Annotated in this window: 16 protein-coding genes and 1 pseudogene; 14 read left to right on the forward strand and 3 right to left on the reverse strand. The window is 36.8% G+C overall.

Translation table 11 applies throughout. From position 1 onward, the window contains the following. The first annotated feature begins 252 nt into the window (after nt 1-252). The 4 genes and pseudogenes from MKY13_RS08220 (at nt 253) to MKY13_RS08235 (ending at nt 4,084) form a co-directional block, all read left to right on the forward strand. Nucleotides 253-965, forward strand: a pseudogene (locus MKY13_RS08220) (EAL domain-containing protein). A 426-nt stretch (nt 966-1,391) separates the two neighbouring features. Beyond that, nucleotides 1,392-2,402 (forward strand): hypothetical protein, encoded by a 1,011-nt coding sequence (locus MKY13_RS08225; RefSeq protein WP_191699111.1) that lies wholly within the window; start codon nt 1,392-1,394, stop codon nt 2,400-2,402. A 12-nt stretch (nt 2,403-2,414) separates the two neighbouring features. Then, a complete protein-coding gene (locus MKY13_RS08230) occupies nt 2,415-3,773 on the forward strand; it encodes a hypothetical protein (RefSeq protein ID WP_191699110.1) in 1,359 nt (452 codons plus the stop codon). Further along, nucleotides 3,773-4,084 carry a YkgJ family cysteine cluster protein gene (locus MKY13_RS08235; RefSeq protein ID WP_191699429.1) on the forward strand — a complete coding sequence of 104 codons (312 nt, stop codon included), beginning with the start codon at nt 3,773-3,775 and terminating at the stop codon, nt 4,082-4,084. The genes MKY13_RS08230 and MKY13_RS08235 overlap by 1 nt, the downstream gene beginning before the upstream one ends. Nucleotides 4,085-4,257: 173 nt before the next feature. Here MKY13_RS08235 and MKY13_RS08240 read toward each other — a convergent pair whose 3' ends face one another. Then, nucleotides 4,258-5,313 carry an NERD domain-containing protein gene (locus MKY13_RS08240; protein ID WP_339216429.1) on the reverse strand — a complete coding sequence of 352 codons (1,056 nt, stop codon included), beginning with the start codon at nt 5,311-5,313 and terminating at the stop codon, nt 4,258-4,260. A 563-nt stretch (nt 5,314-5,876) separates the two neighbouring features. Beyond that, nucleotides 5,877-6,020 (reverse strand): hypothetical protein, encoded by a 144-nt coding sequence (locus tag MKY13_RS08245; protein WP_339216431.1) that lies wholly within the window; start codon nt 6,018-6,020, stop codon nt 5,877-5,879. A gap of 516 nt (nt 6,021-6,536) precedes the next feature. Between MKY13_RS08245 and MKY13_RS08250 the strand changes: the two genes are divergently transcribed. Further along, nucleotides 6,537-6,698, forward strand: a complete 162-nt coding sequence (locus tag MKY13_RS08250; protein WP_339216433.1) for a hypothetical protein — start codon at nt 6,537-6,539, stop codon at nt 6,696-6,698. Nucleotides 6,699-7,340: 642 nt separating this feature from the next. Here MKY13_RS08250 and hmpA read toward each other — a convergent pair. Continuing rightward, nucleotides 7,341-8,501, reverse strand: coding sequence for an NO-inducible flavohemoprotein (gene hmpA / locus MKY13_RS08255; protein WP_339216435.1), 1,161 nt, complete (start codon nt 8,499-8,501; stop codon nt 7,341-7,343). 206 nt (nt 8,502-8,707) lie between these two features. On the opposite strand from hmpA, the gene MKY13_RS08260 reads away from it, so the two are divergent. The 9 genes from MKY13_RS08260 to MKY13_RS08300 all read left to right on the forward strand — a co-directional run bounded on the left by MKY13_RS08260 (nt 8,708) and on the right by MKY13_RS08300 (nt 19,178). After that, nucleotides 8,708-9,157, forward strand: coding sequence for an Rrf2 family transcriptional regulator (locus MKY13_RS08260; RefSeq protein WP_339216437.1), 450 nt, complete (start codon nt 8,708-8,710; stop codon nt 9,155-9,157). A gap of 51 nt (nt 9,158-9,208) precedes the next feature. Further along, a complete protein-coding gene (locus tag MKY13_RS08265) occupies nt 9,209-9,955 on the forward strand; it encodes an SDR family NAD(P)-dependent oxidoreductase (protein WP_339216439.1) in 747 nt (248 codons plus the stop codon). 443 nt (nt 9,956-10,398) lie between these two features. Continuing rightward, nucleotides 10,399-11,610 carry an argininosuccinate synthase gene (locus tag MKY13_RS08270; RefSeq protein ID WP_191699102.1) on the forward strand — a complete coding sequence of 404 codons (1,212 nt, stop codon included), beginning with the start codon at nt 10,399-10,401 and terminating at the stop codon, nt 11,608-11,610. Between the two features lie 149 nt (nt 11,611-11,759). Next, a complete protein-coding gene (gene argH / locus MKY13_RS08275; protein WP_191699101.1) occupies nt 11,760-13,133 on the forward strand; it encodes an argininosuccinate lyase in 1,374 nt (457 codons plus the stop codon). Between the two features lie 359 nt (nt 13,134-13,492). After that, nucleotides 13,493-14,428: an ABC transporter permease gene (locus tag MKY13_RS08280; RefSeq protein ID WP_191699100.1), complete on the forward strand. Its 936-nt coding sequence runs from the start codon at nt 13,493-13,495 to the stop codon at nt 14,426-14,428. After that, nucleotides 14,428-15,357, forward strand: a complete 930-nt coding sequence (locus MKY13_RS08285; RefSeq protein ID WP_191699099.1) for an ABC transporter permease — start codon at nt 14,428-14,430, stop codon at nt 15,355-15,357. Before MKY13_RS08280 ends, MKY13_RS08285 begins: the two co-directional genes overlap by 1 nt. Nucleotides 15,358-15,432: 75 nt before the next feature. Next, nucleotides 15,433-16,413 carry an ABC transporter ATP-binding protein gene (locus MKY13_RS08290; protein ID WP_339216882.1) on the forward strand — a complete coding sequence of 327 codons (981 nt, stop codon included), beginning with the start codon at nt 15,433-15,435 and terminating at the stop codon, nt 16,411-16,413. Nucleotides 16,414-16,487: 74 nt separating this feature from the next. Next, complete coding sequence (locus tag MKY13_RS08295; protein WP_339216442.1) at nt 16,488-18,134, forward strand: peptide ABC transporter substrate-binding protein; 1,647 nt, start codon at nt 16,488-16,490, stop codon at nt 18,132-18,134. Between the two features lie 120 nt (nt 18,135-18,254). Beyond that, the gene (locus MKY13_RS08300) at nt 18,255-19,178 is read left to right on the forward strand and encodes an LD-carboxypeptidase (RefSeq protein ID WP_339216444.1); all 924 of its coding nucleotides are present in this window, start codon (nt 18,255-18,257) and stop codon (nt 19,176-19,178) included. The last annotated feature ends 73 nt before the right edge of the window (nt 19,179-19,251 follow it).

Consider the following 19,251-nt stretch of genomic DNA (forward strand, 5'->3'; position numbering starts at 1 on the left):
TTGGTTTTGGAATTACAGTTTGATATTTTGTTAAAGGAATCAAAAAATTTATCGATGATACCTGTATTAGTCAACCACTTTCAAAGAAGAGATTTAATGATAAAAGTCAAAGATAATCAGGTAATCATTAATGAATCTGGTGTAAGAGAACTTTTAGATTTTAGTGAACACTTTATGGATATAGAAAATCTCTATTTTCGTTTTGAGGAGAATGATTGGAAACCTATTAAGGAAATAGAAAACATTTTAGACATGAAGTGGATTGATGAGGTAATACATAGAAAATCCATTGTTAGCTATTCGCAGCCTATTGTCAATTCAAATGAGGTAATTTACGCATATGAGGTGTTATCTCGATTTACACGTGAAGATGGAACCCTTATCTATCCAAATGAAGTTTTTACTGCCGCCAAAAGCCGTGGACGTTTATATGCTTTAGATCGTTTATGTCGAATGGCCGCTGTTAGCTACTCAGCAATTTTGAAAAAAAGACTTTTATTAATTTTATTCCGACTTCAATCTACTCACCTGAGTTTTGCTTACAGTCAACGGTTAAACTAGCTAATTCATTAGGAATTGATCCAAATCAACTTGTATTTGAAGTAGTTGAATCTGAGCAAGTAGATGACATAGAACATTTAAAGTCTATTTTAAATTACTATAAAGAAAAAGGTTTCCAGTATGCTTTAGATGATGTCGGTGAAGGTTACAGCACTTTGGAAATGCTAAAAGATATTCAACCTCATTATATGAAATTGGATATGAAGTATGTACAAGGTGTAAGTGCCGATCACGAAAAACAAAAAATTGCTCAAATGTTCTTAGAAAAAGCAATTGAAGTTAGCGCTACACCATTAGCAGAGGGAATTGAAAGCAGAGAAGATTTTGAATGGTTAAAGCAATGTGGTTATCAACTATTCCAAGGGTACCTATTTGGAAAACCTAGCATTGAGCCTAAAAGATAAATAGTGGAATTAATAGAATAAAGGGGATGGAGTGCCAGGTTACCTAGGAGGATACTGAGTGAGACATCGGGGTGATTCCATTATTTGGTGTATCGGGTAGCGAATGGGATTAATTATTACAAAAAACGATAATAATTTATTCGCTTTGTTTTATTATGAGGAAAGCTGTGAATGGACATTCTGGACGCGGGTTCAAATCCCGCCGTCTCCATATAAAAAGATCGAAACCCTAGATAAATAAGGGTTTTCGATCTTTTTGTGTTATAGGAGAGTATTTCCCACCCATCACTAAAACTTCTATCATTCATTCGATATAAATGAAAATTTTAAAATTATGTGTCTTAGTAAAATAAAATTATATAAAATATACTACTATGTTACATTATTTGGTAATATTAAGTGTAATTAGAAATTGGAGGTTTTATTATGCCATTACCATTTATTCCGCTAGTAATTGCAGGTGCAGTGGCGGCTTCGACAGCTGTAGCAAGTAAAAAAGGATACGATTCTTATAAAAATATGAAAGAAACGAAGGAGCTAGCAGAGGAATTACATAAAAAGTATACAACTGCGTACGATGCCTTTGATAGCATGAAAGAACAAACGAATGAACAATTCGAGCATTATGGAAAGCTAAAGCTGGATATTTTAAATGAAACGATGAAGCATTTCATTAAATCTTTCAAACAAATTAAACATATTGAGTTTAAAAATGAGTCTGAAATTGAAAGCCTAGTTAATAGTGCAGATGTAGACCAACTTGTGGTTACGATTGAAAAGCAAGTTGTAAAGGCAGGTCAAGTACTGACTGCGGGTGTGGCATCGTTAGCAGGTGGTGGCTTAGCAGCTATGGGAGCTGTAGGTGCGACAACTACATTTGCTGCTGCTTCAACGGGTACGGCTATCGCATCATTAAGTGGAATTGCAGCACAAAATGCTACATTAGCATTCCTAGGAGGGGGCTCACTTGCGACAGGGGGCTTAGGCATTGCTGGTGGAACGATGGTACTTGGAGGTATTGCGTTAGCTCCAGCCTTAGCACTAGGAAGCTTAATTTTCGCTGCGACGACTGAAAAGAAGCTTGAGAAAATGTATGAGAAAAAAGCTGAAGTAAATGCTGAGGTGCAAAAGTTAACGTCTGCTTCAGCAGTATTAACGAGAATTGAAATGGCTACAAAAAATATGTATGATTTAGCGGATGGTGTAAAGAAAGTATTCGACCGTGAAATTAAAAGTATGGACCTCATTTTAAGTGAAAAGGGCTTAGATTTCCGCAAATACACAAAGGAAGATCAGCAAACAATTCATAAAAATTACAAGCTAGCAGTTATTACACGTGATATTTTAAATATCTCGATTTTAACGGATAAAGGTGATTTAGTGCCAAATTTACAGCAGGTGATTACTACAGAAAAAAGAAAAATTCAAGCATTATAAGGAGGCGCTCTGATGGTTGCATTAAGGCAAACTGAGATGGATTTTATAGCCGGACAAGTTGTTAGTGAAACAATTGAGAAACAGGGCAATGCATTAATTGAAACTGTTGCAGGAATGGACCGTTTAAAGGATGTAGCCAAGCAGTATATCAATTGTGCTCCTAATATAACGCAAGGGCGTATGTTTGAAATTATCGAAACGACAAAATTTAATGCAGCGGCAGCAAAAGCTGGGAGTTTATTGCGTGCGGTTACGACGGAGCAGTTAGGAGAGCCACATGCTGCTGCGGATATTTTCATTCGTGATGCAAAGGGCGAGGTGTTAAAGGAGATTCAGGCGAAATCCTATAATTCAATTGCAACGACGGCAAGGGCTGTAGCAGATGCAAAATATAATGGTATGGAACGTCTCGTTAATGTGGAAAAGGAAGGCCACGTGAAGGAATTAATAGAAAAGCGTATGAATTCAAACGGAATTTATGCGCAGGATTATAGGGATGCACAAGGGGTTGTGACTGGGAAAACTTCCTATGAAAATATTACAAGTGGTGGTACAACATATGATCAATCGCTTGAAGCAGCCAAAAATACAGAGCAGTTTGCGAAAAAATTGAACCGTGTGGAGTTTATCTCAGGTGCTTCTAATGCGATGCTTTGTGGCGCTTTAGCGGGCGCATTTATTGGTGGGACAGTAAGCATGGTTGCCAATGGATACAATAAAGAGTTTAGCGTGAAGGAAACGGGAAAGGCTGCGTTAAATAGCGGGTCTCGAAGTGCGGTGATTGGTGGCGTGTCTTACGGAATTAAATTTCTAGGGAAAAACAACCCGATTATGAACGGTAATATTGCTTCTGCATTAGCGAGCTCAGCTGTTAATATGACAGAGTTAACTTATAAGTTTTTATCGGGTAAAATTTCTATTGATGCTTATGTACAAGGGCTTGGATCGAACGCGGTAAGCTGTTTCTCCGGTATTTTAATGACAGCGGCAGGTGCAGCATTATTCGGACCGATTGGCGCCGCTGTTGCAGGTTCGGTAGCTTTAATTGGTATGAAACAGTTATATAAAGTGTTTCAAGCGGCACACAATGACCTTGCTTTAGCGAAAGAGACAAGAGTTTTAGCCGAGCAGATGGCGGCAGCTGTAATAGAACAAGTAAAGCAAGAGGAACAGCTATTAGTCAATTACTATAATGAATATACTCAAACGTTAAAAGAGTTAAAAGTCGTTGTTGATATGGCGGGCATAGATGAATCCTATACTGAAAAAGCAATCATTGCGTTAGCGGACGGGTTAAACATAAAATTTGAGTACAACACGTTGGAAGAATTTACAGACTTTATGCTCAGCGATGATATTTTAAAGTTATGATGTATTCATTCCCTTGTACCGAGTGTGGTGCATGCTGCAGCAGTATAAATAATATAGAGTTTTTAACTGAATACAATCGGGATGGTGTATGTGTTAATTTAGTAAATAATCGATGTACCATTTATGAGAGCCGTCCTTTACTGTGCAGAGTAGACGCTGCTTTTGATGAGATTTTTTCAAAGAATATGACGCGAGAGGCATACTATTTAGCGAACGCATTAGCTTGCAACGAACTTCAAGTAGCCAAAAATATAGATAAAAAGTTCAGAATTGATATTGATTCGCTGAAAGCTTCGATTAGACTAATCTAATTCGAAGCTTTTAAATTATGGTTCTATATGAGGTATCCAAACAATTTTAAAATTAAAAAAGCACAAAATCACTCTTTATTCTATACTTGTATTATCGAGAAATAAGCAATAGAAAGGTGATTTGTGCTATATGAAAAGGACCCCTTTGTTGGATATACACAGGACTCAATTTGTTACTGATGGTCTTGTATAATTTCAATTATCCCCGCCCCAAAAGAATTTATTTTCATTTCACCAAGTCCGGTAACTGTTTTTAATTCGTCTAAGCTTCTTGGTTGCTTTAGTAATAAATCGTCTAATGTTTTATTATTAAAGATGTGAAATGCTTTCATGTTTTTTTCCGTAGCTAATTTCATACGGAACTTTTTTAAGGCTTCTTCTAATTCTGTATGATTTGGTTCGACAGGTGTAATTGTTACGCTACTTTCACTTGGATTATTTATTGTTTCTTCTAAAAGTCTGAGCTCCACTGTGTCCATATCTTCCTCATTAGTCGTATATTTAAGATGTGAGGCTTTAATATATTCGCTCATTTCTTCCATACGGTTATCCATAAAGTGAACTGGAGAAGGCTTTTTTAGTTCTCTTTTTATAAACTCAACTAAGCCATCTACGCGCAGTATTTTATCCTTTACATGTTTACTAGCTTTTTTTGTATTAATAACGGTTCTGTTATTTGTAAAAACAACGACACTTTTAATCGGTGTTCGATTCACTGCCCCCATATCCTTCATATACGATTCAAATATTTCTACTTGTCTTTCCACTTGGCGAACGGGACTATAGAATCCTTCCTGAAATGTTAATTTGTTGCCCTTATAAGCTTGGCGAATGAATTCATCTTTTTCATTGACTAAAATATTGCCATAGTAATTTTTCACTTCAATTATCAATAGAAACTTCCTTGTAAGAACTACAAAGTCAATTTGAGCTTTTAAATCATTATGAAAGACTCGAACATCGTGCAGTATATGTAATGGTAAAAAAGAATTTTGTAATTCAAAAAGGACACTGTTTTCACCTTTTAACCCTAATTCTATTAGCTTTATTTTTTCATTAATGCTTTTTTGTATATTCACATCTTGTGTATATTCTAATTCTCTTTTATATTGGTCAATTAGCTGAACACTTTCTGTCGATTCTTTGACAAGGATAGGTGTTTTTAATTTTTCTTTGTCTGTTAAAGCATTTGCCATTCTTTTAAGAAAGCCAACCTGTTTGAATTCCATGTAATTTAAACCTCCTATTATTGCTACGATAAAATGTATATAATTTACATTTTATCACAAATATTCAATTTATATTAGGGGCATAGAAATCAACAGTAAATTTTAAGGCTTTCTCTGTTTTCAGGAGGGTGAGGAGGGTCTCTTCACAGATTTCTCAAAAAAATAGATAAAAAGGGGGATTGCATGGTGCATTTTCACTTTTTATCTTAACTGAAATAATTATATCCCGGCTACTTCTTAAGCCGCTTCGTGAGATGAAAAAGGGCTATATCGTAGATTCAATAAAAGATTTAATACTTGTTTGCCCATATTGCCACTCGATGCTTCATCGCAAAGAAAATGGATTACTTCACCTGTAGATAATTCATACAACAGATAAAATTCTAATTCTTACGGCAGTTCATCATCATGTTCATACGATCGTAGTTCTTTATCTGATTCTGGTTCATCTTCCTATGATTTAACTGTGGAAGACGAAGGGTGTATGTTCTATTAACTAATAGAAAAAACAGCCAAAATTTCATTGGCTGTCAGAACTGCTTGGTTATTAAATATAAACAATACTAAGGTCTTTCTTGATGAGGTTTAGTAACTGGAGTACCACCACCACCGCCATTATCATTGGCACTAGCAGATAATGTAGTTCCACCTACTAATATTGCTGAAAGACATAGAGCGGAGACGATAATTTTAAAAGTTTTTTTCATATTCTTCCTCCTTTCTAATTGTTTAAATAAATACTACCATGTAATAAATGTTTAATAAATGGTAAAATAGGGATATTTTTACAACTATGTTCGACATAGAAAAGTCGATTCAATACACCTTCTTCCCTAGAAAAAGAGGTGAAACCGTCTTGGACTATAAATAGTAGAATATTTTACTTTCATTAATATGAAAGAGATATATAGTGTAGAAACTGAATGATGCAGAAATAACAGAATTAAATGAACAAGTTTCCAGGTAATAGGAAAACTTGTTGGAATTTTTAAAATCGAAAACATAGGATAGAATATCTCAAAGCAACTCATTTGGGGTGCTTTTTTGTATATAAAACTTAATATATGGGATTTAGCAAGGTTATTTTTAAGTTTTCCCTTTTAGTCCATCTAAACTCATCATACAACAGAATTAAAAAAATTGGTAATTAAAAGGGTATTTAACAAATAATGGAGAATTAAGTGGTTGTAAGATGAATTATTGAATAGAGGAGGAGATTATTGATGAAAAAGAAAAAATCGTTATGGTCAGTTGTTGCTGGGGCTCTTCTGCTTATGAGTTTGTCATTTGGTACGGGAGCAAGTGCTATGGATGAAGATGTAGGAGGAGGCGGTGGTTGGAAAGAACCGCCATATTGTATTAAGGGCAAGGGCTGTGCACATTAAATTTAAATTCTCATCAAGGCACTCATTTACGTGGGTGTCTTTTCTTATACATTGAAAATTGTACATGCAGTTATGTGAAAGATTATTTGTCATTTTGTAATAAACAAAAACTAGTTACTCGAATAAATAATTAATACTCTAATGGAGAAAAGCAGATAACAATGGGTGTACAAATTTTGATATATTGTTTAAAAATGGTATATAAAAAGGGCAATTTAATTAATTTTAATAAGGATCTCAAAGTATCAGACATTAATAGATTCAGTAATAGTCAGAACACTGATGGAAATCGAAAGAAAAATGAATTTCTTACGGAATCTTTTTTCTACTAAGTTAAATATATTATAGAAACAACGGATTTCTATCATTTCTAAAACCCTTGTACACTCAATGGTTTTTAATTTTGTGACCAATTTTAAAATAGGTAAAAAATACAAAAAATCACTATCATTTATGAAGAGTTTTAGATAGGAATAAATTAGTGATTATGGAATTTTTAAAATGATAAATTTATTATAGTAGCATTGAACAAACGTAAATTATTAGGTGAACTTGATAACACTTTGCTAATCCACTTAAAAAACCAGTCCCCGGTAAACAACCGGAAACTGGTTTTTCTTCTTATTTAATTGAATCTAATAATTAAGCCGTCTTCTTAATCTGCAACGCCATCGCTGCACCAAAGAACTCATAATGAATCTTCTCAGCTGGTACACCTAGCTCAACTAAGTATTGAATGACAGTTTCCATGAATGCAGTTGGGCCACATACATACACTTCCATACCTGGAACTAGGAATTCCTCGATTTGGGCTTTTGTTATATAGCCGTCCAGATCTGAATAAACTGCTTTGTATTTGCCGTCTGTTGCGGCTACATTTTGTTCGATTGTTTCTTTAAACGCCGCTACATTTTCGTTTCGGGCACATTGGATGAATGATGCTTGGCGGCCTTCCATAGTTTTAAGCATGCCTTGTAATGGTGTTACACCAACACCCCCGCTAATAAATAGAACAGGGCTGTCATTTTCCACTAATGTGAACACACCTGCTGGAGCACTAACATCGACTTTCGTGCCGATTTCTGCGTTGTGCAGGAAGTTTGAAACAATGCCGTTTGGTGTTACATCATCTTCACGTTTAACAGAAATGCGGAAATAGTCTTCCGTTCCGTCTGTTATTGTGTATTGACGGTTCATTAAGAACTCTTCACCAGGTACTTGTGTACGTAATGTGATGAATTGACCGGCTTTAAATGCAGGTAATTTCGCTCCATCTGCAGGTTTTAAATAGAATGATTTTACTGCTTCGCTTTCTTCAACCACTTCTTCAATCGTAAATTCCTTGAATGCGCGCCAGCCTCCAGCATTTTCTGCTGCTTTGTATAAATCTTCTTCCACTGAAATGAATACATCCGCAATGACGCCGTAAGCTTTACCCCAAGCATCGATAATTTCATCAGTAGCTGCGTCTCCAAGTACTTCTTTAATCGCTGCTAATAAATATTTACCTACAATCGGATAATGCTCTGGTAAAATACCTAAACTTACATGCTTATGCGCAATTTGAACAACAGCCGGAACGATTGCCTCCAGTTTGTCGATATGAACTGCTGCTGCATACACTGTGTTTGCTAAAGCCGTTTGCTGGCGGTCTTTCTTTTGGTTTGTATGATTAAAGATGTTTAATAGTGCCGGATTATCTTTAAAAAGGTTTGAATAGAAAGTTTTTGTAATAGCTAGTCCGTGTACTTCTAATACCGGTACCGTAGCTTTAATTGTATCAATTGTTTGTTGTGCTAACATATATTGCACGTCCCCTCAAAGTTGGTTAGATTATTTCTTGCACACTCAATATACTGCTCAGTAAAATTTAAAGCAATATGAAAAATACATCTTTAACAAATCTGTCACAAACATATATCAAAAATACATCTTTTAAAATTAAGTCGTTCTAGTCGACCAAACCTTAGAAAATGTTATACTGAAAGGGAAGAAAGATGGTGAACAGCGTGCGCTTAACAGTATATACAGATTATTCTTTACGTACGCTCATGTATTTAGGTGTATGTGGTAGAGAACATTTAGTAACAATCCAGGAAATCGCAAATGCGTATCAAATTTCCAAAAATCATTTAATGAAAGTCACTTATGATTTAGGACAGCACGGATATATTGAAACAATCCGTGGACGTGGAGGCGGGATTCGTCTGGCACTAGATCCAACACAAATTAATATCGGTGAGGTAGTCCGTAAAACGGAAGAGGATTTTCACATAGTTGAGTGTTTTAATCCTGAAAGCAATCTTTGTAAAATATCACCCGAGTGCAGGCTAAAATTTGCATTGGCTGAAGCATTAAAAGCTTATTTAGCTGTACTTGATTCCTATACATTGGCAGATGTTCTCGTATCGACAGACATTTTAAGTGAATTATTTGGTATAAACGAAACTAGTAAATAACTGTTTACTAGTTTTTTAATATAAAAAAAACAATGGTAAAAAGGGGAAATTATGAAAAAAACAATCTTTATCACGGGTGCTACAAGCGGCATCGGACGGATTACAACGGAAATGCTTGTAAAGGCGGGGCATACAGTCTATGCAACCGGACGAAATGAAAGTGCATTGAACTATTTAAAAAGTATTGGTGCTATTGCCATTAAAGCGGATTTACGAGTAACTGCTGATATAGAGGATGTCGTATCTCAATTACCGCCAATTGATGTCGCGATATTAAATGCGGGACTCGGCTATTTTGAGAGCGCGGTTAATTTATCCGATCAGGAAATCGATACTATGCTGGATGTAAATGTTCGTGCCCCGATTTATTTAACGAAAAGGCTTGCTCCTGCAATGATTGCAAAAAATGGTGGTCATTTTATTTTCGTTGGCTCACAGGCAGGGAAGGTCGCAACAAAAAAAGCGAGTGTATATGCAGCGAGTAAACATGCCATAACAGGTTTTGTAAACGGTCTTCGAATGGAGCTCAGCGATTACAATATCTTTGTAACAGGAATTTATCCTGGTCCCATCGATACACCTTTTTTAAGTAAAGCGGATGCATCAAACGTTTACCGAGAAGCTATCGGAAAGTTTTTAATCCAACCGGAAAAAGTTGCAACCGAAGTAATACGAGCTATCGAAAAGAAGCCGCGTGAAGTGAACTTACCTCGTATTATGAGTGTGACAAGTAAACTATATGCAGTCGCACCTGTACTGGTCGAATTTTTAGGAAAAGGATTCTTTAATAAGAAATAAGGAAGTTATTGAGGAACATATTATATATAGATTTCATGGTATAACGGATTAACCAATATTATAAAACAGAAAGTATATGAATTGATTGGAGTGAAGGGGCGACTCCAACGGGAATAGCGTGAGCCTGAGACTACAGGCTCAGGCCACACCCGTGGAAAGCGTCCCCGTAACGGAAATCAATTCTGGTAGAGCAGAAAAACCAATTTTTTCACAGAGAAAATTGGTTTTTCGTTTTCTAGCCAATTTTTAAATTCATGCAAATATTAGCATTTTTATGCAAAAACGAGTAAGTACTGAAACCATCAAAATAAATGTTTTTAGATAGTACAAAAAACTCTAAAATTTTATATAAATGCAGTTGCGTTTATTTTTATAACATGGTACTATTCGTGTATAAACTTTTATTACATTGTATAAACATACATCATTTGGGGGCAATTAACATGGCAAATAAGAAAGTCGTATTAGCATATTCAGGTGGTCTTGATACATCAGTAGCAATTCCATGGTTAAAAGAACAAGGTTGGGACGTAATTGCAGTATGTCTAGATGTGGGTGAAGGAAAAGACCTTGAATTTATTAAAAACAAGGCACTTCAAGTAGGTGCCATTGAATCATATATGATCGATGCAAAAGACGAATTTGCGGAAGAATATGCACTTATCTCATTACAAGGGCATACATGGTACGAGCAAAAGTATCCATTAGTATCTGCATTATCTCGTCCATTAATTTCAAAAAAATTAGTTGAAATTGCAAACGAAACAAACGCTGATGCTGTTGCACACGGTTGCACAGGTAAAGGGAACGACCAAGTTCGTTTTGAAGTATCAATTAAAGCGTTAAATCCTGATTTAGAAGTGTTAGCACCTGTACGTGAGTGGGGCTGGAGCCGTGATGAGGAAATCGAATACGCTGCAAAACACGGTGTGCCAATCCCGGCAACAATCGATTCACCATTCTCAATCGACCAAAACTTATGGGGCCGTGCGAACGAAGCTGGCGTAATGGAAGATCCTTGGGTAGCACCACCTGAAGAAGCATATGGCTTAACAGTATCAGTAGAAAATGCACCGGATACTGCTGAATATGTGGAAATCGAGTTCGTTGAAGGTAAACCAGTTTCTATTAATGGTAATGAAATGAAACTTGCAGATTTAATTGAAGAATTGAATAAAGTAGCAGGTAAACATGGTGTTGGCCGTATCGACCACGTTGAAAACCGTTTAGTTGGTATTAAATCTCGTGAAGTATACGAAATTCCAGGGGCGAAAGTGTTACTTACTGCGCATAAAGAATTGGAAGATATCACATTAGTGAAAGAGCTTGCACATTTCAAACCAATCATTGAGCATAAATTATCTGAGATCATCTATAACGGTCTTTGGTTCAACCCGATCCGTACTGCATTAGAAGCATTCTTAAAAGAAACGCAAAAGTATGTAAACGGTACAGTACGTGTGAAATTATACAAAGGCCATGCGATTGTAGAAGGCCGTAAATCAGCAAATTCTTTATACTCTGAAGAATTAGCTACGTATTCTAAGCATGACAAGTTCAACCATGCATCAGCTGTTGGTTTCATCGAACTATGGGGTATGCCAACTGTTGTTGCTTCTGAAATTGCAAAAAATACGAAACAAACAGTAAAATAATTAAAATATAGTGAAGTGAGCGATTCGGTTCCCGAGTCGCTTCTTCTTTTAACTTCAATTATTAGGTACGGTTATGCTCATTAATCGAAGTTAAAGCCTCTTTCAGACACAAAGCTGCCGAGGCAAAACGGATAAGGAGAGAAATCATTATGGCAAAATTATGGGGCGGTCGTTTCCAAAAATCAGCGGAAAGCTGGGTCGACGAATTCGGAGCATCAATTGGCTTTGATCAACAATTAGTATTGGAAGATATTGAAGGATCTGTTGCACACGTAACAATGCTAGGTGCACAAAGTATATTACCAGCTGAAGATGTAGCGAAAATTATAGACGGCTTAGCGCAATTAAAGGTTAAGGCGGAAGCTGGGGAGTTGGAATTTTTAGTTGCAAATGAAGATATTCATTTGAATTTGGAAAAAATGCTAATCGATTTAATCGGACCAGTAGGAGGAAAACTACATACTGGACGTTCTCGAAATGATCAAGTAGCAACAGATATGCATTTATTCTTAAAGAAACGTGTGCCTGAAGTAGTTGGGTTAATAGAGAATTTCCAAAAAACAATCATTGCGCAAGCAGAGGACAATATCGAGACAATTGCACCAGGTTATACGCATTTACAACGTGCACAGCCAATAAGCTTTGCACATCATTTAATGGTATATTTCTGGCAAATAGAGCGTGATAAAGAACGCTTTATCGAATCGATGAAGCGCATTGATATTTTACCATTAGGTGCCGGTGCGATGGCAGGTACAACTTTCCCAATCGATCGGCTTAAATCAGCGGAACTACTAGGCTTTTCTCAAGTTTATGCCAACTCAATGGATGCGGTAAGTGACCGTGATTTCATCGTGGAGTTTTTATCAAATTCGGCATTATTAATGACACACTTATCCCGTTTTGCTGAGGAAATTATAATTTGGTCGACAGATGAATTTAAATTCATTGAACTGGATGATGCATTTTCAACAGGTTCATCGATTATGCCTCAAAAGAAAAACCCGGATATGGCAGAATTAATCCGTGGTAAAGCGGGCCGTGCATTCGGTAATTTAGTAGGTCTTTTAACGGTTTTAAAAGGCACGCCATTAACGTATAACAAAGACATGCAGGAAGATAAAGAAGGCATGTTTGATACGATGGAAACGGTACTTGGCTCTCTTAAAATCTTTGAAGGAATGGTACGCACAATGGTCGTGAATAAACCACGTCTTCATAGTGCAGTTCATTCAGACTTCTCCAATGCGACAGAGCTTGCTGATTACTTAGCGACAAAAGGAATGCCGTTCCGTGAAGCGCATGAAGTAACAGGGAAACTAGTATTTACATGCATCCAACAAGGTATTTATCTATTAGATTTACCTTTAACTGAAATGCAAAAGGAATCCGCTTTAATAGATGAAGATATTTATGAAGTGCTAGCTCCAGAAGCAGCAGTACGCCGTCGTAATTCCCTCGGTGGCACAGGCTTTGAGCAAGTTGCAAATCAAATTGAAATTGCGAAAACACACTTAAAATAATGCATAAAAGATGCTCTGTAATCATAGTTATTACAGAGCATCTTTTTTTATTTCTAATTTTTTTACTATATATTAAGAGATTTCAACCAAATAGAGTGAAATTATATCAGTATTATTAAAAAGAAAATTCTATCTTTTCAAATAAATGTATATATGATAAATTGTAATAAAATAAAAAATATTTAGACAATTCAGTCGATATATTTGAAAGGGGTAATAACTAGAAATATAAAATACTCTTTTTAAAGTGAGTTATAAGAACATATCTATTAACAATTTAATAGAATCATGCCATTCGAATAGTGTACTCATTAGACAAAGAGAAAAAGGCTAACTTAGAAAAGGGGGGCACTGCTAACATGTTAGGTTATATAGTAAAGCGTTTTATTATGATGATAATGACAATATTGATAATTGCATCACTAACATTTTTCTTAATGTTCCAAATACCTGGTTCACCGTTCGATTCAGATCGCACAACTAACCCGACAATTCAAGCAAACTTAGAAAGCTATTATAACTTAGATAAACCACTCTATATTCAGTATTTTACATATTTAGAACGGATCATTACTTTCGATTTCGGACCTTCCATTAAAAAACCGACTGAAACGGTCAATGGATTATTGGAACGAGGCTTTCCGATATCGTTTGAACTTGGTATAGCTACGATAATCGTCGCGCTTATTTCCGGGATTCTTCTTGGGACAATAGCTGCCCTTAGACATAATGGAGTCATAGATTATACTGCGATGACGATTGCGGTAATTGGTATATCTTTACCGAACTTTATTTTAGCAACACTACTTATTCAGGTATTCGCTGTAAATTTGGGCTGGCTACCTGCTGCGACTTGGTCAAGTACGAAACATATGGTGCTCCCTATACTTGCTTTGGCAACTGGTCCAATGGCCATTATCGCACGTTTAACTCGTGCCAGTATGCTGGAAGTATTAACGCAGGATTATATTAAGATGGCACGTGCAAAAGGGTTAAAACCTTGGAGAATCGTTGTAAGACACGCACTTCGTAATGCACTAATGCCAGTTGTTACAATTTTAGGCACAATGTTAGCTGGAATTTTGACTGGTACATTTGTAATCGAGAAAATATTTGGAATTCCTGGCATGGGGAAATACTTCGTTGAAAGTATTAACAATCGAGATTATCCACTCATCATGGGGACAACGGTGTTTTACAGTGCATTTTTAGTGTTTATGCTGTTTTTAGTAGATATTGTTTATGGATTCTTAGACCCCCGCATTAAGTTACATAAAAAGGAGGGGGATGCTTAATGGCACAGACAAAAGTAATTCCAGAAGAATGGTTTGCACCTGCTCCAAAAGATGCGGAAAGCAAAGAACAGGTTGTACGTCCTGCATTATCCTATTGGGCGGATGCATGGCGCCGTTTACGTAAAAATTATTTAGCATTATTTAGTCTTGTATTTTTATTCTTATTATCGGTTTTTGCCATCATAGTCCCGATTATCTCACCACATTCCGTAACGGATATTAACTTACCAAATCAAAATTTAGCGCCGAACGCTACACATTGGTTTGGAACGGATGAGCTAGGACGTGATGTATTTACTAGAACATGGTACGGCGCTCGTATTTCATTGTTTGTAGGTATTGCTGCAGCGACGATCGACTTTTTAGTTGGCGTTATTTATGGTGGTATTGCTGGATATAAAGGCGGACGAACAGATTCAATTATGATGCGTTTCGTTGAGATACTATACGGCTTACCGAATTTAATTGTTGTTATTTTATTAATGGTCGTTATGGGTCCAGGGATGACGACAATTATTATCGCACTTACGGTTACGGGCTGGATTGGCATGGCGCGTATTGTTCGGGGGCAGGTTTTACAGCTGAAAAATTATGAATTTGTAACAGCTTCTAAATCGTTTGGTGCTGGCACGATGCGTATCATTCGTAAAAATTTGCTACCAAACTCTATGGGACCAATTATTGTACAAATGACATTAACTGTTCCAACCGCAATATTTGCTGAAGCCTTTTTAAGCTTTTTAGGACTTGGAATTTCAGCTCCTTATGCTTCATGGGGAGTAATGGCGAACGATGCATTATCAGTAATTTCAACAGGGCATTGGTGGAGATTATTTTTCCCAGCCGCTTTTATTTCACTGACGATGTTTGCATTTAACACATTAGGTGATGGATTACAGGATGCTCTTGATCCAAAGTTAAGGAGGTAAACATTCATGAAGGCAACAATCGACAACAATCTGACCGAAAAAACTTATATCCATCCAATTGTGATGGAACAGGATCTGGAAGCAGTTCTCACTATCGAAAATTTAAAGGTTGAATTTAAAACATACGGAGGATCGGTTCAGGCCGTACGTGGTGCTTCATTTCAGCTATTTAAAGGGGAAACATTAGCGATCGTTGGAGAATCCGGCTGTGGTAAAAGTGTTACGTCGAATGCGATTATGGGCTTAATACCAAATCCGCCCGGTACTGTTAAAGCAGAGAAGATCATGTTTAAAGATAAAGATTTATCGACATTTACAAAAAAGCAATTCCGTGAAATTCAAGGTAAAGACATTTCAATGATTTTCCAGGACCCGATGACCGCTTTGAATCCAACATTAACAATTGGCGAGCAGCTAACAGAAGGTTTAAAGACACATAAAAAAATAAGTTCCGCCGATGCAAAGAAAAAGGCAATTGAAATGCTGAAATTAGTAGGGCTATCTAATCCGGAAGATCGGTTAAAACAATATCCCCATCAGTTTTCAGGTGGGATGCGACAACGTATCGTAATTGCGATCGCCTTAATTTGCGAACCGGAACTACTAATAGCAGATGAACCTACAACTGCACTTGATGTAACCATTCAAGCCCAAATATTAGAACTATTTGCTGAGATCCAGCAGCGTACTGGTGTTTCGATCATTTTAATTACACATGATCTTGGTGTTGTAGCAAAAATTGCTGACCGAATTGCGGTTATGTATGCAGGTCAAGTGATTGAAATCGGTACGAAACGAGATATTTTTTATAACCCTCAGCATCCATATACACAAGGATTATTAAATTCGGTACCTCGCCTTGATTTACTGGAAGAGGAGCTTAAGCCAATTGATGGCACACCCCCTGATTTATTTGCACCACCGCCGGGATGTGCGTTTGCAGCAAGATGTCCAAAAGCAATGATTGTGTGTAATAAAGTTGAACCTGATACAACGGTAATAAATGAATTTCATCAAGTAAGCTGCTGGCTTCAGGATCCGCGTGTAAAACAATAGGGTGAATGGCATGAAAATGCTTTATATAAACATTTCACAACAAAAAGGATAAAGATAAACAGAGGGGGATTTTAATGAAAAAATGGTTATCGCTATTGCTATTGTCATTACTAACAATTGTTTTAGTAGCATGTACAGCAAATGAAGAAACAGAAAGCAAAGATTCCGAAGAAAAACCAGCTGAAAACGCAGACACGGAGTCTACTGATGAAGAAAAAGTACTTTATTTAAATAATGCAAATGAACCAACATCATTTGACCCGTCAATCGGATTTGATTCCGTTTCTTGGGATCCATTAAATAACTTAATGGAAGGTTTAGTCCGTCTGGACAAAAATCTTGAACCTAAGGAAGCAATGGCAGAAAAATACGAGATTTCAGAAGATGGATTAACGTATACATTCACATTACGTGATGCTGAGTGGACGAATGGTGATCCTGTAACGGCAGGAGACTTTGTTTATGGATGGTTACATATGTTAAATCCAGAAACAGCTTCTTATTCTGCTTTCTTAGGAACAGGTTATATTGAAGGTGCTCAAGCTTACAACGAAGGTACTGGTGATGCTTCAGGGGTTGCCATTAAGGCTATTGATGAGAAGACATTCGAAGTGAAATTAATTTCACCATTTGATGGTTTCTTAGCGATGATTACATTACCTACTTTCTTCCCTGTAAATGAAAAAGTAGCAACAGCTACACCTGACTGGTTCGCTAATGCGGATACATTTGTAGGAAATGGTCCATTTAAATTAGATACGTGGAGCCATGAAGAAAAAATGACATTCGTTAAAAACGACACTTACTGGGATAAAGATTCCGTTAAACTGGACCGTGTTGAATGGGCAATGGTTAATGATACGAATACATCTTACCAAATGTACCAAACAGGTGAGTTAGATGTAACAGGAATTCCGTCAAATTTAGCGGATACATTACTAGATGATCCGGAAGCTATTGTCTATGACATGGCCGGCACACATTTCTACCGATTCAACGTAACAAAAGAACCATTTACAAACAAAAAAATCCGTCAAGCATTCTCTTATGCTATTAATGCACAGGAAATCGTAGACTATGTAGTAAAAACAGGAAATAAAGTAGCTGATGGCTTTGTTGCTTATGGCTTCAAAGGTCCGGACGGTAAAGACTTCCGTGAAACTCAAGGTTCTTTAATTGGCTTTGACGCTGATAAAGCAAAACAATTATTAGAAGAAGGTATGGCTGAAGAGGGCTGGGATACTTTACCTGCTGTTGAGCTTTCATATAATACGAGTGACGTATTGAAATCAGTCGCTGAAACAATGCAAAGCCAGTTAAAACAAGTATTAGGTGTCGATGTATCGATTCAAAATTCTGAGTGGGCAGTATTCCGTGAAGAGCAGGTTGCATTAAATCTGCAATTCTCACGTTCTACTTTTGGTCATGACTACGCAGACCCGATTAATGCTTTAGAAAACTTTACATCTGATAATGACGCTATGAACAGAACAGGATGGAAAAATCCGCAATTCGACGAGCTAATCAAAAAAGCACGTGCTGAAGTTGATGCACAAACTCGTTGGAACTATTTATTAGATGCAGAAAAAATCTTAATTGAAGACGCACCATTAGTACCACTTTACTTCTATAACGGTTCTGTACTACAAAAATCAAATGTAACAGATATCGTTCGTCCAGCAGTAGGTTCTATTGAACTGAAATATGCAGACAAAAAGTAATAATATTGAAATTGCGACGTCATAACGGCGTCGCGATTCCTTTATAGGAATCTTGTTTTCACACATAAGTGAATGAATGGCATTCATTTATGTGTGAAAATACGAAAGGGGAAATAATAAATGAGACAAAAACCAAAACGGCTGAAAAAAGGGGATACAGTAGGCATTATTTCACCTTCAGGACCTTATCGTGACGGTCAGTTAGAAAAAGCACTGCCCTTTTTGGAAAGTCTAGGGCTGAACTATAAACTCGGTGAAAATTGCGACAAAAGGTGGGGTTATTTAGCAGGGTCGGATGAAGAACGTCTAAGCGATTTACATACAATGTTTTCGGATCCTGATATTGCTGGCATTATTTGTGCTCGAGGCGGTTATGGTGCGGCACGTATAACCGACAAAATCGACTTTGAATTACTGAATAATAACCCGAAAATTTTATGGGGCTATTCGGATATTACTTTTTTACATACAGCAATCGGTCAAAAAAACAACATAGTAACATTTCACGGACCAATGCTTGCTTCTGATGTGGCAGGAGAGGATTTTGCACCATTATCCGCGAAAATGTTTGAGCAGTTATTTGAGCCAACAGAGCTTATATACGAGGAATCAATCAGTCAGCTACATATTCTCTGTGAAGGTATAGCCACTGCTGAAATTATCGGTGGGAATCTTTCATTATTAACAAATTCACTTGGTACAGCATTTGAGATTGATACTACAGGAAAACTATTATTTATTGAAGATATTGGCGAAGAGCCTTACCGTGTTGATTGTATGCTGAATCAGTTACGTCAGGCGAAGAAACTGGATCATCTCGCGGGTGTTGTCATTGGCGACTTTGCCGATGCTGCGTCAACTGGTGATAAACCTACATTAACGCTGGATGAGGTATTTGATGATTACTTTTGCAAAAAACCTTATCCTGTTATGAAGGGCTTTAAAATAGGGCATTGTCAACCGCACTTTGCTATTCCATTAGGTGTAGAAGCCACATTAAATACTGAGGATAAGACTTTACGTATTATGCCTGGGGTGCAATAAAGGGTACATTATCCATCTTGGTCAGTCACCTGAATTAATCGCTTTAAAGTGGCACAAGATACCTGCTTTAACA

The sequence above is a fragment of the Solibacillus sp. FSL W8-0372 genome, assembly GCF_037969735.1.
Taxonomy (GTDB): Bacteria; Bacillota; Bacilli; order Bacillales_A; family Planococcaceae; genus Solibacillus; species Solibacillus faecavium.

Coding starts and splice junctions, on each gene's coding strand:
- MKY13_RS08285 (WP_191699099.1), top strand. CDS start 14,428: ATGGCACAGACAAAAGTAATTCCAGAAGAATGGTTTGCACCTGCTCCA.
- MKY13_RS08230 (WP_191699110.1), top strand. CDS start 2,415: ATGGTTGCATTAAGGCAAACTGAGATGGATTTTATAGCCGGACAAGTT.
- hmpA (WP_339216435.1), bottom strand. CDS start 8,501: ATGTTAGCACAACAAACAATTGATACAATTAAAGCTACGGTACCGGTA.
- argH (WP_191699101.1), top strand. CDS start 11,760: ATGGCAAAATTATGGGGCGGTCGTTTCCAAAAATCAGCGGAAAGCTGG.
- MKY13_RS08270 (WP_191699102.1), top strand. CDS start 10,399: ATGGCAAATAAGAAAGTCGTATTAGCATATTCAGGTGGTCTTGATACA.
- MKY13_RS08250 (WP_339216433.1), top strand. CDS start 6,537: ATGAAAAAGAAAAAATCGTTATGGTCAGTTGTTGCTGGGGCTCTTCTG.
- MKY13_RS08300 (WP_339216444.1), top strand. CDS start 18,255: ATGAGACAAAAACCAAAACGGCTGAAAAAAGGGGATACAGTAGGCATT.
- MKY13_RS08280 (WP_191699100.1), top strand. CDS start 13,493: ATGTTAGGTTATATAGTAAAGCGTTTTATTATGATGATAATGACAATA.
- MKY13_RS08265 (WP_339216439.1), top strand. CDS start 9,209: ATGAAAAAAACAATCTTTATCACGGGTGCTACAAGCGGCATCGGACGG.
- MKY13_RS08235 (WP_191699429.1), top strand. CDS start 3,773: ATGTATTCATTCCCTTGTACCGAGTGTGGTGCATGCTGCAGCAGTATA.
- MKY13_RS08240 (WP_339216429.1), bottom strand. CDS start 5,313: ATGGAATTCAAACAGGTTGGCTTTCTTAAAAGAATGGCAAATGCTTTA.
- MKY13_RS08245 (WP_339216431.1), bottom strand. CDS start 6,020: ATGAAAAAAACTTTTAAAATTATCGTCTCCGCTCTATGTCTTTCAGCA.
- MKY13_RS08295 (WP_339216442.1), top strand. CDS start 16,488: ATGAAAAAATGGTTATCGCTATTGCTATTGTCATTACTAACAATTGTT.
- MKY13_RS08225 (WP_191699111.1), top strand. CDS start 1,392: ATGCCATTACCATTTATTCCGCTAGTAATTGCAGGTGCAGTGGCGGCT.